This window comes from Devosia chinhatensis, from assembly GCF_000969445.1.
Taxonomy (GTDB): domain Bacteria; phylum Pseudomonadota; class Alphaproteobacteria; order Rhizobiales; family Devosiaceae; genus Devosia; species Devosia chinhatensis.
Genome location: NZ_JZEY01000074.1, coordinates 1 through 484, shown reverse-complemented (window position 1 = coordinate 484; position 484 = coordinate 1). Strand labels below are relative to the sequence as shown.

Here is a 484-nt window from a genome sequence, read left to right as displayed (position 1 = left end):
GGGCTATGGGGGTGGGGCGTCAGGGCGCGGCACTGGTCGGGACGGTGTGGCGCGGAGGTGCGTGTAGTGTCAGAAGCCCCAGGTGGGACGTCACCTTGGCGTGCCAGATTGCCGGGAGCTGGCTGGCTGAGGTCCGGCCGGGGACGAGCTCCTGCTCGAGCTCCGAGCGCAGGATACCTCGGAGCGGGTACGTACCCCCGGCGGCGTAGACGGCGATATAGCCGGGCTCGGCGAAGGTCACCTCGGCCAGGATGTCGTCGATATGCCAACCGGCGATGGCATCTGCACCCAGATGGTGGTGCATCAGCGGCAGCATGGATTCGCAGAAGTCGGCGCTGCGGGCGATCTGCAGCTCCACGAACAGGCTCGGGCGTTGATGCATGCCCATGCCGCGCGCCGTGCCCAGCGGCCAATGCGACCAGTCCGTGGGCAGACCCTGCTCAGAGAGTGCGTGACCCGTCTCGTGCAGAACACCCATCAGGGA

The 484-nt window shown here is 67.8% G+C and carries 1 pseudogene; it reads right to left on the bottom strand.

Going from position 1 to position 484, the window contains the following annotated elements:
* Positions 1 to 19 precede the first annotated feature (19 nt).
* A pseudogene (locus VE26_RS16805) lies at positions 20 to 484 on the bottom strand (carboxypeptidase M32); the annotation flags it as partial.